The organism is Schwartzia sp. (in: firmicutes) (genome assembly GCF_978017985.1).
This window is the reverse complement of record NZ_CDXDFU010000131.1, coordinates 1-13961: the sequence shown is the minus strand read 5'-3', so window position 1 is coordinate 13961 and position 13961 is coordinate 1. Positions and strand designations below refer to the sequence as shown.

At 50.3% G+C, this 13961-nt stretch carries 12 protein-coding genes; 3 read left to right on the top strand and 9 right to left on the bottom strand.

Going from position 1 to position 13961, the window contains the following annotated elements; all coding sequences use genetic code 11:
- The 4 genes from ilvN to amrS all read right to left on the bottom strand — a co-directional run.
- The coding region (gene ilvN / locus ACY69O_RS06030; protein WP_462332563.1) for an acetolactate synthase small subunit at positions 1–389 on the bottom strand (389 nt) is incomplete at its 3' end.
- Positions 386–2083, bottom strand: a complete 1698-nt coding sequence (ilvB, locus tag ACY69O_RS06025) for a biosynthetic-type acetolactate synthase large subunit (protein ID WP_462332562.1) — start codon at positions 2081–2083, stop codon at positions 386–388. The genes ilvB and ilvN, both read right to left, overlap by 4 nt.
- Before the next feature lie 269 nt (positions 2084–2352).
- Positions 2353–3462: an SLC13 family permease gene (locus tag ACY69O_RS06020; RefSeq protein ID WP_462332561.1), complete on the bottom strand. Its 1110-nt coding sequence runs from the start codon at positions 3460–3462 to the stop codon at positions 2353–2355.
- Positions 3463–3518: 56 nt separating this feature from the next.
- Complete coding sequence (gene amrS, locus ACY69O_RS06015) at positions 3519–4352, bottom strand: AmmeMemoRadiSam system radical SAM enzyme (RefSeq protein WP_462332560.1); 834 nt, start codon at positions 4350–4352, stop codon at positions 3519–3521.
- 233 nt (positions 4353–4585) lie between these two features.
- Between amrS and ACY69O_RS06010 the strand changes: the two genes are divergently transcribed.
- Positions 4586–5917, top strand: coding sequence for a BamA/TamA family outer membrane protein (locus tag ACY69O_RS06010; protein ID WP_462332559.1), 1332 nt, complete (start codon positions 4586–4588; stop codon positions 5915–5917).
- 58 nt (positions 5918–5975) lie between these two features.
- Here ACY69O_RS06010 and ACY69O_RS06005 read toward each other — a convergent pair whose 3' ends face one another.
- Positions 5976–7772 carry an EAL domain-containing protein gene (locus ACY69O_RS06005; RefSeq protein WP_462332558.1) on the bottom strand — a complete coding sequence of 599 codons (1797 nt, stop codon included), beginning with the start codon at positions 7770–7772 and terminating at the stop codon, positions 5976–5978.
- 233 nt (positions 7773–8005) lie between these two features.
- Here ACY69O_RS06005 and cobT point away from each other — a divergent pair, with 233 nt between their 5' ends.
- Both cobT and ACY69O_RS05995 read left to right on the top strand, forming a co-directional pair.
- Positions 8006–9913 carry a nicotinate-nucleotide--dimethylbenzimidazole phosphoribosyltransferase gene (gene cobT / locus ACY69O_RS06000; protein ID WP_462332557.1) on the top strand — a complete coding sequence of 636 codons (1908 nt, stop codon included), beginning with the start codon at positions 8006–8008 and terminating at the stop codon, positions 9911–9913.
- 137 nt (positions 9914–10050) lie between these two features.
- A complete protein-coding gene (locus ACY69O_RS05995) occupies positions 10051–10605 on the top strand; it encodes a hypothetical protein (RefSeq protein WP_462332556.1) in 555 nt (184 codons plus the stop codon).
- Between the two features lie 87 nt (positions 10606–10692).
- Here ACY69O_RS05995 and ACY69O_RS05990 read toward each other — a convergent pair whose 3' ends face one another.
- The 4 genes from ACY69O_RS05990 to ACY69O_RS05975 form a co-directional block, all read right to left on the bottom strand.
- Positions 10693–11361, bottom strand: a complete 669-nt coding sequence (locus tag ACY69O_RS05990) for a hypothetical protein (RefSeq protein ID WP_462332555.1) — start codon at positions 11359–11361, stop codon at positions 10693–10695.
- A 242-nt stretch (positions 11362–11603) separates the two neighbouring features.
- Positions 11604–12026: a F0F1 ATP synthase subunit epsilon gene (locus ACY69O_RS05985; protein WP_462332554.1), complete on the bottom strand. Its 423-nt coding sequence runs from the start codon at positions 12024–12026 to the stop codon at positions 11604–11606.
- Positions 12027–12029: 3 nt separating this feature from the next.
- Positions 12030–13442, bottom strand: coding sequence for a F0F1 ATP synthase subunit beta (gene atpD, locus ACY69O_RS05980; RefSeq protein ID WP_462332553.1), 1413 nt, complete (start codon positions 13440–13442; stop codon positions 12030–12032).
- 12 nt (positions 13443–13454) lie between these two features.
- Positions 13455–13961, bottom strand: a 507-nt coding sequence (locus ACY69O_RS05975) for a F0F1 ATP synthase subunit gamma (protein ID WP_462332552.1), incomplete at its 5' end; no start/stop codon positions are given.

Below are 13961 nucleotides of genomic sequence, written 5' to 3'. Positions count from 1 at the left end.
GCGTTGCCCGTAAGCTGGATGACTACATTGGAACGGCTGATATCCACTATCTTTGCGCGGAAGGTATTCACGATATTCACGATATCCGCGCGGGTATCAGCAGTAGCGCGGACCTTTATGAGCACCAGCTCGCGGGCGAGGTGCTCCGTGTCGCTGATATTGACGACCTTTATGACGTCCACCAGCTTTGCCAGCTGATTCTTTACCTGTTCAAGCTCCCGGTCGCTGTCTACGGAGACGACGATATTGATTCGCGTGATATCCTCGTCCTCAGTATAGCCTGCGGAAATACTCTCAATATTGAATGCGCGGCGGCTGATGAGTCCGGAGACATGCGTCAGTACGCCCGGTTTATTGTCTACAAGGACAGCCAAGCAGTATCTTTTCATCCTTCCGTTCCTCCCATCACCATCTGGTCAAGTCTTTTTCCGCCCGGAACCATCGGAAGAACGTCCTCCGCTTCCGGAACGAGTACGTCAAGAACCATAGGGCCTTCATGTGCCATAAGCTTCTCAAGGGCAGGCGCGAGCTCCTCAGGCTTTTCAACACGCGCGGCAGGAACACCCATGGCCTCCGCCAGCTTCACGAAATCCGTATGTCCGTTAAGGCGGGACTCGGAAAGATGCTTGTTATAGAAAAGCCTCTGCCACTGCGCAACCATGCCGAGAACATGATTGTGAAGAATGACAACCTTTACGTCAACGCCGTAATCCGCGGCGGTGGCAAATTCCTGACAGTTCATCATAATACTGCCGTCGCCTGTAAAGAGCACCACCTGCTGCTCCGGCTTTCCAAGCTTCGCTCCGATTGCCGCTGGAAGGCCGTAGCCCATTGTCCCGAGACCGCCGGAGGTCACGAACTGACGAGGACGGCGTGCGCTGTAGAACTGCGCTGCCCACATCTGATGCTGTCCCACATCAGTAACCACAATGGTATCATCCGTTGCGAGACGGCTTACCTCCTCGATTACCTTCTCAGGCATTACCGAGCCCGGAACAGACTCATAGGCGAAGGGTTTTTCCTTGTTCATCTGAATTGTATGCTCACGCCATGCCTTAACACGGCCTGCAAAATCCGTTTTGATGGAGTCAAGTCTTCTCCTGAGAATTGGCAGGGACCAGCGCAGGTCACCGAGAACAGGATAATCGACGCGGACATTCTTGTTGATTTCAGCCGCGTCCACATCAAAATGAGCTATCTTTGCCTTCGGCGCAAACTCCTCCACAAGACTGGTCACACGGTCATCAAAGCGCACGCCCACGCCGATAAGAAGATCACATTCCTGTATCGCCATGTTCGCCGCATAGCAGCCGTGCATGCCCGCCATACCAAAAGCAGCTTCGTCAGCCGGGTCGGCACAGCCCAGCGCCATGAGGGACGAAACAACAGGTGCCCCTGTACGTTTGATGATAGAACGCATTTCTTCCGTCATATTTGAAAGAGTAACGCCTCCGCCAAGGAAGAACAGCGGGCGCTCCGCTTCTTCAAGAGCGCAGATAAATTCCTCAATCTGCGCAGGGCTTCCCGTAAAGTCTCCGGAATATCCCGGAAGGTGAACGGCCTCCGGATATTTGTATTCAAATTCAGCCGCAAAAACGTCCTTTGCGATATCAATTACTACAGGGCCCGGACGTCCGGTAGCCGCAAGGAAAAATGCTTCCTTGATAACTCTTGGAAGGTCCTCAACGTTCTTTACCAGATAATTGTATTTGGTGATAGGCGTTACAATACCGCTGACATCTGCCTCCTGAAAGGAATCCTTGCCGATATACGGATTGCCCACCTGTCCCGTAAAGCAGACCAGCGGAATGGAATCCATGTTGGCTGTAGCGATACCCGTGACGAGATTTGTCGCGCCGGGTCCGGACGTGGCAAACACAACGCCCACCTTTCCCGTAACGCGGGCGTAACCGTCCGCCGCATGCACTGCGCCCTGCTCATGCTTCGTGAGAATATGCGGAAATTTCATCTTGTATAATTCATCGTACAAAGTTAAAACAGCGCCGCCCGGATAGCCAAAGACGACCTCTACGCCCTCTTTTTTCAGGCTTTCCAGCACAGCCTGTGCTCCATTGATCCGCAAAACGAATGCCCCCTGACGAAAAGCCGGGAACCCCGGCTCATCTTAAAAGTATTTCCATATATTTTAGCAGTTTATCGTATACTTTACAATACTTGTACACTCAAAAAGAACATTTGAACTTGTAATCGAAACTGATGTGTTTTGAAACAGCCTAACCCAAAATAATCTGCCAAAGTATTTTTCCGTCAGGCAAGGAAGAGAACGCGACCGCGTAGTATGGCTACGCCGAGCGGTCTCTGACACAGCATGACGAAAAAAGACAAGGCAGCCTAAATCCAGCCCATAAGCCATACCCCAAAGAGAAGAATCAGAAGCAGCGCCAGATTCGACAGCGTAAAAAATATCAGATACGCCTTCATGCGGTCGGGACGCGTATCAAGATACGCCTTGAAGGAAATTACACTTGCCATTGAAGCAATAATCGTACCGAGTCCGCCGATGTTCACACCCAGCAGCAGCTCATCAGCCGCCTCCGTGTACGGCGCAAGCATTACGGTGGCAGGCACGTTGCTGACAATCTGGCTCAAAAGCAGCGACGCGAAAAACTCATGCCCTGCCAGGAGCTCTGCAGGCGCTTCCTCAAGCGCAGGAATCCGCACAAGGCACCCCACTCCTATAAAAAGAAATGTAAAAAGCGCGAGAAGCTTGAAATCCACCTGCAGCAAGAGATGTCTGTCCATAAAAAACAGCACGGCAGCAACAAAAAACAGTACCTCCACAGGAAGAACTCTCAGAACATAAAGAATACAGATGGCAAAGAGTGCGCAGAGCAGCAGAATCCGTGCGGCCGGCAGCTTCGGAGCTTCCTCCGTCTCCACAATACATTCCTTATCCGCAAGACGCAGAGTTGAAAACCAAATCAGCACGCCGCTTGCAAGCACCACAGGCCCTGTAACACGCAGGAATTCCGTAAGCTCCAGTCCATAGTGGGCATAAATAAACAGATTCTGCGGATTGCCTATGGGCGTCAGCATACTTCCCATGTTGGCCGCTATGGTCTGCCCCGTCACCACAGGAACCATCAGCTCCGTAAGCTTTGCCTTCGTCAGTGTCAGAATAGCAAGGGGCACAAAAATAATCAGCGAAACATCATTCGTTATGAGCATAGAGCTGAAAAAACAACTGAAAATAAAAAGCCGTGCCAGCATACGGCTGGTAGGTCCGCACTCCATGAGCCGCACAAAGCCGTATGTAAATACACCGCTCTCCCTGAGGCCTGCAACGATAGCCATCAGGCAGAAAAGCAGCAAAAGAAGCGGCCCGTTCACGCTTGAAATCATTGCTTCAGGCGAGAAAGGCGCCGCCAGTCCCGCGCCTGCCGCGAAAAGCACGGCAAAGACAAGATCGGGATTTTTTCTCATATAGGATAAAGATAACAAAACATAACCTTCTTCAATTTGAATTTAACGCAAAAACTGCATGACCTGTAAAATTTTCAGCAGTTTCCTTCATACACATAGTTTAAATGCTCACGTGCTGCCTGCGCAAGTGCATAAACCGTCTCCACGGGCGTAGCGGGAATATTGCTTTTCCACCGCGGGAAATAGCGGCTTATGTGGAGCGGGATATCCTTTGAAAGAGCCGCAAGCCATTCCGCTTCCTCACGCATATCCTCAAGGCTGTCATTCTTTCCCGGAATGATAAGTGTCGTAACCTCCACATGGGATACCTTGGCAGCGCTTTCAATATTATTCTTTACGATTTCCAGCTTTCCTCCGCACTCATCATAAAAATTCTGCCGCCAGCCCTTGAGGTCGATATTCATCGCGTCAATATACGGAAGAAGCTCACTCCAGTACGGCTCACATATCATACCATTGCTCACCAGCACCGAATATAGACCTGCATCCTGCAGCAGTTTCGACGTATCCCTGACAAATTCATAGCCGATGAGAGGTTCGTTATAGGTAAAAGCAACGCCCAAATTGCCGGGCTCCCTGCCGGCAAGCTCAAGGGCTGTCTCTACAAGGGCCTCCGGGGTGACAGTCTGATGAGGAAGTTTGGCTCCGCTCTGCGATATTTCATAATTCTGGCAGAAGGGGCAATGAAGATTGCAGCCGAAGCTTCCTACCGAAAGAATAAAGCTTCCCGGATGAAAGTGCTGAAGCGGCTTTTTCTCAATAGGATCCAAGGCCGCAGATGTGATACGTCCGTAATTCAGCGGAACAATTTTCCCACCACGCATTCCTCTCGCACGGCATGCACCCGTCTGTCCCTCCGAAAGGCTGCATTTATTCGGGCAGAGCTCACATGAAATTTTTAATTCCATTTTCAGCGCCTACACTTTCGATTACAACACCAAACGAAATGTAAATATCATTTCACTACAAAAATAACCGGCCTCTATGATATAATTATAGTATACAGTTTATGCTACATACAAAATATTTTTCTTTACGGTTTCTGTAATCAGCTCCGCAACGCCCGTATTATTGAGGCGGGGCAAAATATATATTACGGTTGTCCTCAGACAATATCTCCTGATCAGGGGGCTGAATAGCTATGCAGCAAACAAGAAAAATACACCCAAAATCAATTCTCAAATTATCTGTTATCCCAACGGCGGCAGCACTTCTTTGCGGCATCTGCAGTACTTCCTTTGCGGCTCCGCCAACTCCCGAATTCATTATCAGAAAAACAATCGAGGGAACAGAAGCAGGAGACCGCTCCGGTATCCAGCTCGCCCGCACGCGTTACATGCTCGAATGGGGACGCCTGCGTGAACAGATTGGGAAAGACCGCGCTATGCGGCGTATGCCTCCCATGCCTCCTACCGGAGCAGTTCCGCCTTCAGGTGCTCCTGCAGGCGGTCCACCGAAAAATCTTCCGAAGCCTCCAAAGAACGAAACATTTTCCCTGCACGTTGATAACGGCGGCTTCAGCGATTCCACCGGTATGATGCGCGAGGGTATCATCTATACAAACCGCAGTCTTACAGGAAACAAAGACCGCCTCACCATGGAGTGGTTCCGTGCACAGGGTGTTGATACAGGCGCTCTGGAATACTGCCTGCCGCTCGACAAAAAAGGCTCCTCCATGGATTTCGTTCTGATTTCATCTGCAAGCAATGTTGTATATGGAGCCGCGCGTGCAAAGGATATCAACGGTCATTCAAAAGGGGCTGCCATAACCCTCAGAACACCGCTCAAAGTCACCCGCGATCTGCGCACCGAAGTCGGTCTGCAGTATTTTTACGGTCAAATGACTACCGACATGGGAAAAATCTTCCCTGCCATGGGAATCGGACGTGGAACAGTGCTTGACTCCCAATACCATCGCTGGAATCCGTATATCTCATTCATTCACTATACAGACAGCTCCGTTCTCTACCACAAGCACAGCTTTGTTGCTGGACGCAGCAGCAGCCTGGCTTACGGGCACGCCAACTATTTAAAATACGAATTAAGCGTCGGCTACATTAAAGATTACGAGCACGGGCAAAAGATTCAGGCGCGGCTGGACGGACAGCTTACCAACCGCCGCCATCTGTCCTCTTTTGAACGCTTTTATCTCGGCGGCATGAGCAGAGTACGCGGCTACAAAGAGAGTATTCTCCACGGTGACGAAGGCTTCTGCGCAGGTATTGAATATTACGTTCCCATAGAAAAATCCCGTCATCTTTCCGCCTTCACCTTCTTCGACGGCGGACGCGTATATGGAAGCGCATTGCCGGAAAATACAAACTCCACCATGCTCAGCACGGGCATAGGCCTCGCATATAATAACGGCGGACTTCACGCAAACCTTACCCTGGGTATTCCACTGAAACGTGAAATCGCAAACGAAAAGGTTTCGCCAACACGCATTAATTTCATGGTGCACTGGAATTTCTAAAGGATAACAAACAACGGAGCAGTGAAAAAATCACTGCTCCGTTAATTTTTTGCGTATTTTATTTTTCCGCGATATTTTTGTAGTAATCCTTGTCAGCAAGCCTTTCCTCGAACAAATCGTGAGGCAGCGGTTTGTCGTACCAGAAGCCCTGCGCTATTCTGCAGTTGATTTTCTCAAGGAAATCCGCCTGTTCCTTCGTCTCGACACCCTCGCCGATAACGGTAATTCCCAAAGCATCTGCCATGGAAATGATATTTTTCAGCACAATCGTATCCGACGGCTTTGCCTTTTTAACAGACTGGAGGAATGCCGGGTCTAATTTTATGGATTCTACCTTCATGTCCTTCAGAAGGCTGATTGAAGAATATCCTGTACCGAAATTATCAATGGAAACAGGAATTCCGCAGCGGTTCATTTCACCGACAAACTCTACCATGCGCTCATAATCCACGACGCTTGATGTCTCCGACATTTCAATGGCAACGAGCTCAGAGGGAATATTATATTCCTTCATGATGCGCAGGATATGATTCGTGCAGTCTCTGTCAAGAAGGTGCTGGCGTGAGAAATTTGCATAAATTTTAACAGGCTCAAGCCCCTTGTCCCGCCATTCAGCCTGGTCGCGGCACAATCCCTCGAACACACTGAAATCAAGCATGTGGACACTTCCATCACGCTCAAGCACAGGAACAAAATCCTTCGACGAAACAACAATGCCGTTGCGCTCCCAGCGGACAAGCGCCTCCGCGCCGAACATACGCCGCCCGGCAATATCAATCTTCGGCTGATAATAGACAACAAACTCTCCGTTTTGGAGCGCGCTTGGGAATACAACGCTGAGCTCCTTCTTGCCGATTTCACGCTCTTTCATCTGAGGGTGGAATCTGATATGGATAGGCTTATCAGGTTCACGGGTCTGCACCATGGCTGTATTCGCGTTATCCATTATGTCGATGACCTTATCGTTCGGTCCGACCTTATAGATACCCATGCGGACTTCCAGGCGGATTGCCAGCGTGTTTTCCCCTTCTTCAAATTCCAGCATGAAATTCCGGAGAACTCTTTCAAACTCATCAAGATGCTCGTCCTTAATGAACAGGAAGAAATTATCGCCGCCGAGACGTGCCACAATTTCCTCGTCCTTCTCAATCAGGCGCTGCATGGACAGGGCAAAATAGCGCAGAATAAGATTGCCAGTCTGCATTCCGACGCGCTGGTTAATGTATTTGAAGTTTTTGAAATTCATAAATACGGACGTATATCCGCCCTGCTCATGCATTGCGACGGTACGTGCCATAAAGTTCTTAAGTCCTACCGCATTCGGTATGCCTACGACAGCCTCCGTAACGCGGGCAAGCTCCATAAGCCCCATTACCTGCATACGGCCTATGACATGGAATACCATCTGCATGAGGAAATTCAGGTAGCTGCGTTCATGCTCCGTAAAGGTATAGTCAGGGTCAGCATACACAGTTACTTCCATGTCCATGCCGACATCCGAAGTCAGGCGCGCCGTGATTGTATCCGTACCCACCTGCCCTATATCATTTTCATACAGCACAATGCGCTCCACCGTAGGCGACTGCTGCAGTATACGCTGCATTGCCTGCGACGGGATAAGCCGCTGCTGAGGCGCGCCCTCCCCCGGAGGACCGCCCTGAGGTTTTCCCTGCAAAACAGCGCCCGGAGGCGGCATAGCAACCGTAAAGATCATACGGCCTACGCGCATTCCCTTGAGTACAGCAGGAAGCTCCCTGCGGAAAGCATTCGAAGACTCTCCGATGGAGTCGAACTTTTTAGAAACCTGCTTTATAAAATTCAAGAGCACATCGCTGCAGTAAGTTGTTTCCTTCATAAATCTTCTATCCTCTATCTCCAAACAGATAATCTACTCTACATAGTAAAATTATACTATTCATCAGCCGCTTAGTGCAAACTTTTTTTCATCAATATAATTTTGGTAATCGTTACCCCATTATAAATTTTTCGAATAGCTAACATATAGCAGACAGAAGTAGTTTTGCCTTTGGCAAAACCTGAATTTATGCGTTATAATTCTATATGAGTTTACTTTTTAGGAGGCACTCCATGTCATTACTCGAAGATACACTTGCAAAAATTCAGCCGCCCGACGGGGAGGCAGTTGAACATATACGCACAAAGCTCGGCCGCACCATAGGTGACGAAACAGGCCTGGGCGGACTCAAGGACCTGCTTTTGAAATATGCCGGCACTACACTTTCCGACCATCCGGAACCACCGAAAAAATGTACTATAATATGCTGCGCCGACCACGGTGTTGCCGCCATGAAGGTCAGCGCCTATCCGCCCTCTACTACAGTCCAGATGACTGAGAACTATCTTGTTTCACGGGGCGCGGTTGCCAATGCGCTTTCCAATTTCGCAGGCTCAGAGCTTCTCGTTGCAGACCTTGGAATTGCAGCTCCCACAGAGCACCTTCCCGGGCTCATTCAAAAAAAGATTGCTCTCGGCACAGCTAACTGCGCCGTTGGACCTGCCATGACCCGTGAGCAGGCGGTAAAAGCGCTTGAAACAGGAATCGAACTTGCTTCCTCATGCGCGGAAAAAGGCGTATGCTGCTTCCTTCCGGGAGAAATGGGTATAGCCAACACCACCTCATCAGCCTGCGTAGCCGCTGCGTTTTGCGGACTTACTCCGGAGGAAGCCACAGGACGCGGTACGAATATTTCCGATGAACGCCTGAAGCTTAAAATCAGCGTTGTCCGTCAGGCGCTTGAGGTGAACCGTCCCGACCCGTCGGACGGGCTTGATGTACTCATGAAGGTAGGCGGATTTGAAATAGGCTGTATGGCAGGTATCATTCTCGGTGCTGCCGCCAACCATGCCTTTGTTGTAATCGACGGCTTCAATACAGGCGCGGCGGCTCTTATTGCGCATAGTCTGTCGCCACTTACTCCGTATTATCTTATGGGCTCACACCTCGCAGCCGAGCCTGCCCATAAGGCAATGCTGAAAAAGCTCGGCATCACTCCTTATATGGATATGAAATTCCGTCTCGGAGAAGCCACAGGCTCCTCCATTGCCGTCAATCTTCTTGATGCCGCAGTCACGGCGTACAAAGCTCTTTCGGAGCCTCTCGATATCTCGGATTTTTATGATGAGACAATGCCTCCAAAGGCCATACCTCTCACGAATAAAACCTTTGATTTTTATCTTGATACCTTTCCTGAGCTTTCAAAAGAAGCCATGGACGCCTGCCAGCTCCGCATAGACAATCTCGCAAAGCCTATCTACAGTCTCGGATATCTTGAGCAGATTGCAACGGAACTCGCCGGTATAATGGATGACGAGCGTCCATCCCTTGATACGGGCCGCGCGCTTCTCTGCTTTTCAACAGGAGAGATCAGCCGTGCCCAAAAGCAGCTTACCTCGGCATTCGCAAAACATGCTGACGCAGAGGTAACTATTGCCCATCTGAGAGAAGGAAGGCCCCTGACAGATGCCTTTGATTTTGGCCGTGAACTGGCGGAATCGCTTACCTTTTCAGTGCCTATCCTTGGTGTTGCCCTTACGGAGGCTTCAGAGAATGATACGGTTGGCTCAAAAGCCGCAGCACTCAGAGAAGCTCTTTTGAACGCGGACGGAAGCCTGCGCTATAAGGCCTCCGAGTTTTTGCAAAAGACTCCAAAAGACCTTAAGACAGAGGTTTCAGCGCTGCTTGGAGCAATTATTGCCGGAGCACATAACAGAGCTTTTATTGTTCTCGATGACGAATCAACGGAAATTATTGCACGCTATGCAGAGGCCCTCTGCCCTGCGGTGAAGCCCTTCATACTTCATACCCAGCCTGCGCTTTTGAGGCTCGGCATGACCATAACAGGCGGCTGCATTGCCTGCCTGGGCATCAAAATAATAGATGCCGCCCTTCATATGCTGAACGACATGAAAACATTTGCCGAAGCCCGCGTATCTGTCGCCAATGACGGCCCGGGAGCAGGACGGCAGGTGGAATAATCCAAACTCTCCCTCCGTCACGCTCAGCGTGACGGAAGGAGAGTTTTTTCTTCCACATGATTTCCATGAAACTTTACTAAACTTTCAATGAGAAGGGAAATGATTTCATTTCAAATCCCCTAAAAGGAGATGTTTTCATGACATTTAAACTCTGCCTTCGTGCTGCAGTCGCTTTTATGGCAGCACTCGCCCTCAGCGGTTACGTTCATGCCGCGTCCTATGGCACACAGCTTTCCTATAACCCTACCGAGTCTTCCGTTCCCGGCTTTGACAACGAAATCGCAATAGCCGAGAGCTCGCGCTCAGGTGATTCTTCCTTTGAAATACAGGACAGAGAGCTTTCCATCGTTGACGGCAAAGATGCGGTCATATACACTAACCATGATTTTAAGGCAGATATTTTTGTAGACAGTCAGAGTACTCTCAAGCTGAAGCTTGAGAACGGAGCTCACATGACAGGGGCAATCAATCCCGATGACACCGCCAAGAGCGTCACACTGACCGTTGCCAGGGACGCTCAGTGGATTCTCACGGGAGACTCCCATATAATGAGCTTCTGTGATGAAGACGCCAGCTTCAAAAACATAGACAGTGCAGGATACAATATTTACTACGGCAAAAACGCAAGCACAATTCTCGGAGGACTTACCTACGACCTTCCGGGGGGCGGTAAACTCATTCCGCAGGAATAAATCATATAGACACAAGAAGAGCCACGCATATGCGTGGCTCATTTGTATTGTTCGTACGATAATGCGGGCTGCCCGATTCCCATTTTGTTATTCTTCAGCGGGATTGTCTGCTCCGCTGTTCTGTTCAGCAATCTTTTTATAAAGCTCGTCAAAGCGGCGCATAATCTCGTCGTGCGTCTGCTTTGTAATATCCGGCATTTCTTTTGCGCCTGTAGCGTCTTTGAATTCTACTCCCGCCTGACGGAAGCCTTCTTCAATGGCATCCTGCATTTTTTTGAGTTTTTCCGGATCATCCCCGGCAAATGCTACTGCAAGACCCATAATACGGTCAGCGACTTTTTCTACCGAATATTCACCGCCGGGTGCGATTGCCGCAGCAGCCTCTTCCGGTGTAGTGCCCACTGCGGGCAGTGCAAATCTCGATGTGTCGATGTTGACTCCATCGAAATTCAGAATACCGTCACCGTTTGCAAGCCATGCCTGCAGCTTGGTATTCTGTGCGGTAAGAGTTTTGATCATGAGGTCGTAGCTCTTGTTGATACCGTCCTGCAGAAGATTTACCTGATCAGGAGTCAGTCCCTTCACAGCATCTCCGTGAGTCTGCCCCGCTGCGGTTGCTTTTCCTTCATCGGAAAGCTCCACATTATAGGCACCCTTTTCATGCACCTCGGCATCTTTACCTTTGTCCGTGCCCTTTGCGTTTTTCACATAATTCGTCATCCCGACTTGTGTTTTCGCAATAGTTGATACATCCATGTATATTACCTCCTTTTGAAGGCCGCTCCAAGGAGCTGCCCCCTGTAAAACCCCGGCCGGGTCGGGCACTCCGGCCATTTCGTCCGGAAAGGGTCGTACCCCCCTATCCTATTTTTATTGTGACATAATATAATTCCTTTTGCAACGTCATTATTTTAAAACAATTTCCACCATGACTCTGCCTGACTTTCCCTGCTTTTTAACGCAAAAAAAGAGACCCCCGAAGGAGTCTCTTTTTGTTTTTATCGTTTTCCGGAACTAGCCTTGAGACGGGCAGCAGCACGTTCAAGAGCCAGATGGGCACGGTTCATATCGATATCCTGATGCCGCGACGGAGCGCTGTTGAACTCTTCAATACGCTTCTTGGCACGCTCATATGCCTTCTGCGCACGAATCGGATCAATCTGAATCGCCGTCTCTGCAGCGGATGCGAGTACCGTGATTTTATCCGGCTGAACCTCCATGAAGCCGCCAGCGACAGCAATCAGCTCTTCATGATCCTCGAACTTCACGCGCATAGCGCACGGGAGAAGTCCTGCAATCATAGGAGCGTGATGCGGCAGAATGCCGAGCTCGCCGTCGATTGAACGGACAATGAGCATAGAGATATCCGCCTGATAAACCATTGCGTCAGGGGAAACGACCTCCAGCTTAATTGTCGGCATAGATTATGCCTCCTCTTTGAGCTTCTGAGCCTTTGCTACAGCCTCATCGATCGTGCCGACCATGTAGAATGCATTCTCCGGCAGATCGTCATGTTTGCCTTCCAGAATTTCCTTGAAGCCGCGAACCGTTTCCTTAAGCGGAACGTATTTACCCGGCTGACCCGTGAACTGTTCAGCAACTGCGAACGGCTGGGACAGGAAACGCTGAATCTTACGAGCGCGGGCAACCGTCAGCTTATCGGCATCGGAAAGCTCTTCCATACCGAGGATAGCGATGATATCCTGCAGCTCTTTGTATTTCTGGAGCACAGCCTGCACGCCGCGCGCAACTTCGTAGTGCTCTTCACCGATGATATTCGGGTCGAGAATACGGGATGTGGAATCGAGCGGATCAACAGCCGGGTACAGACCGAGCTCAGCGATCTGACGCGAAAGAACCGTCGTAGCATCCAAGTGCGTGAATGTGCCTGCCGGCGCCGGGTCCGTCAAGTCATCGGCCGGGACGTAAACAGCCTGAACCGATGTGATGGAACCTTTCTTCGTCGAAGTAATACGCTCCTGCAGAGCACCGATATCCGTCGTCAGTGTCGGCTGATAACCAACGGCAGACGGCATACGGCCGAGCAGAGCGGAAACCTCAGAACCTGCCTGAATGAAACGGAAGATGTTATCAATGAAGAGAAGCACGTCCTGGCCCTCAACATCACGGAAGTATTCCGCCATTGTAAGACCTGTAAGACCAACGCGCATACGTGCTCCAGGCGGCTCGTTCATCTGGCCGTAGACCAGAGCCGTCTTGCTGATAACGCCGGATTCCGTCATCTCAGTCCAAAGGTCGTTACCTTCACGTGTACGCTCACCGACACCTGCGAATACGGAGTAGCCGCCGTGCTCAGTTGCGATGTTGTGAATAAGTTCCTGAATAAGGACAGTTTTGCCGACGCCTGCGCCGCCGAACAGACCCGTTTTACCACCACGGGAGTACGGAGCAATCAGGTCGACGACCTTGATACCTGTCTCGAGGATTGTAGCCGTAGCATCCTGCTCCTCGAATTTAGGTGCTTTACGGTGGATCGGCCATGATTCTTTGTTGCCGACCGGAGCCGGGTTCTTATCAACCGTCTGTCCGAGAACGTTAAATACACGTCCGAGACATTCCGGTCCGACAGGAACCTTAATCGGTGCGCCGGTATCAACTGCTTCCATCCCACGAACCAAACCATCGGTAGAGCTCATAGCGATGCAGCGGGTAACGCTGTCGCCCAGGTGCTGCATGACCTCGACAACGAGGTCGATATCCAGATCACCGGCTTTTCCTTTGATTGTGATAGCGTTGAGGATTTCCGGCAGTTCTCCCAGCGGAAATTCAATATCAACGACAGGTCCAATGACCTGTACTACCTTTCCATTAGCCAATGGTAGACCTCCTTACTTCAAGGCTTCAGCACCGCCCACGATCTCAGAGATCTCGCGGGTAATGTTCGCCTGACGTACTTTGTTATACTGCAAACCGAGCTTCTTGTTCAGCTCTTCAGCGTTGTCGGTAGCGTTGCTCATAGCCGTCATACGCGATGAGAGCTCGCTGGCTGCGGCCTGCAGCTGCGCCGCGTAAATCATTGTCACCAAATACTGCGGCAGCAGGTATCCGAGAACATCTTCAGCGTTCGGCTCAAAGATATACTTGTCGTCGTCCATGTAATCATCATCGGACTTGGAGTCAAGCATACTCTCCTCAGCGCCTTCTGCTTCGGCATTCTCAGCCACCTCTGTGTTATCACCGACCAGTCCCTCAAACGGGAGAAGCTGGAACGTTTCCGGTACGGAATTGATAGCCGAAACGAAACGTGTGTAGACGATATGGACTACACTGTATTCGCCGGATTCATAACGCTCCGTGATATCCTTCGCGATTGCTTTCGCATCATCGAACGTCGG

Bases quoted from the DNA above. Each gene is read 5' to 3' on its own strand.
- amrS (WP_462332560.1), bottom strand. From the start codon at position 4,352: ATGGAATTAAAAATTTCATGTGAGCTCTGCCCGAATAAATGCAGCCTT.
- ACY69O_RS06010 (WP_462332559.1), top strand. From the start codon at position 4,586: ATGCAGCAAACAAGAAAAATACACCCAAAATCAATTCTCAAATTATCT.
- ACY69O_RS06005 (WP_462332558.1), bottom strand. From the start codon at position 7,772: ATGAAGGAAACAACTTACTGCAGCGATGTGCTCTTGAATTTTATAAAG.
- cobT (WP_462332557.1), top strand. From the start codon at position 8,006: ATGTCATTACTCGAAGATACACTTGCAAAAATTCAGCCGCCCGACGGG.
- ACY69O_RS05995 (WP_462332556.1), top strand. From the start codon at position 10,051: ATGACATTTAAACTCTGCCTTCGTGCTGCAGTCGCTTTTATGGCAGCA.
- ACY69O_RS05990 (WP_462332555.1), bottom strand. From the start codon at position 11,361: ATGGATGTATCAACTATTGCGAAAACACAAGTCGGGATGACGAATTAT.
- ACY69O_RS05985 (WP_462332554.1), bottom strand. From the start codon at position 12,026: ATGCCGACAATTAAGCTGGAGGTCGTTTCCCCTGACGCAATGGTTTAT.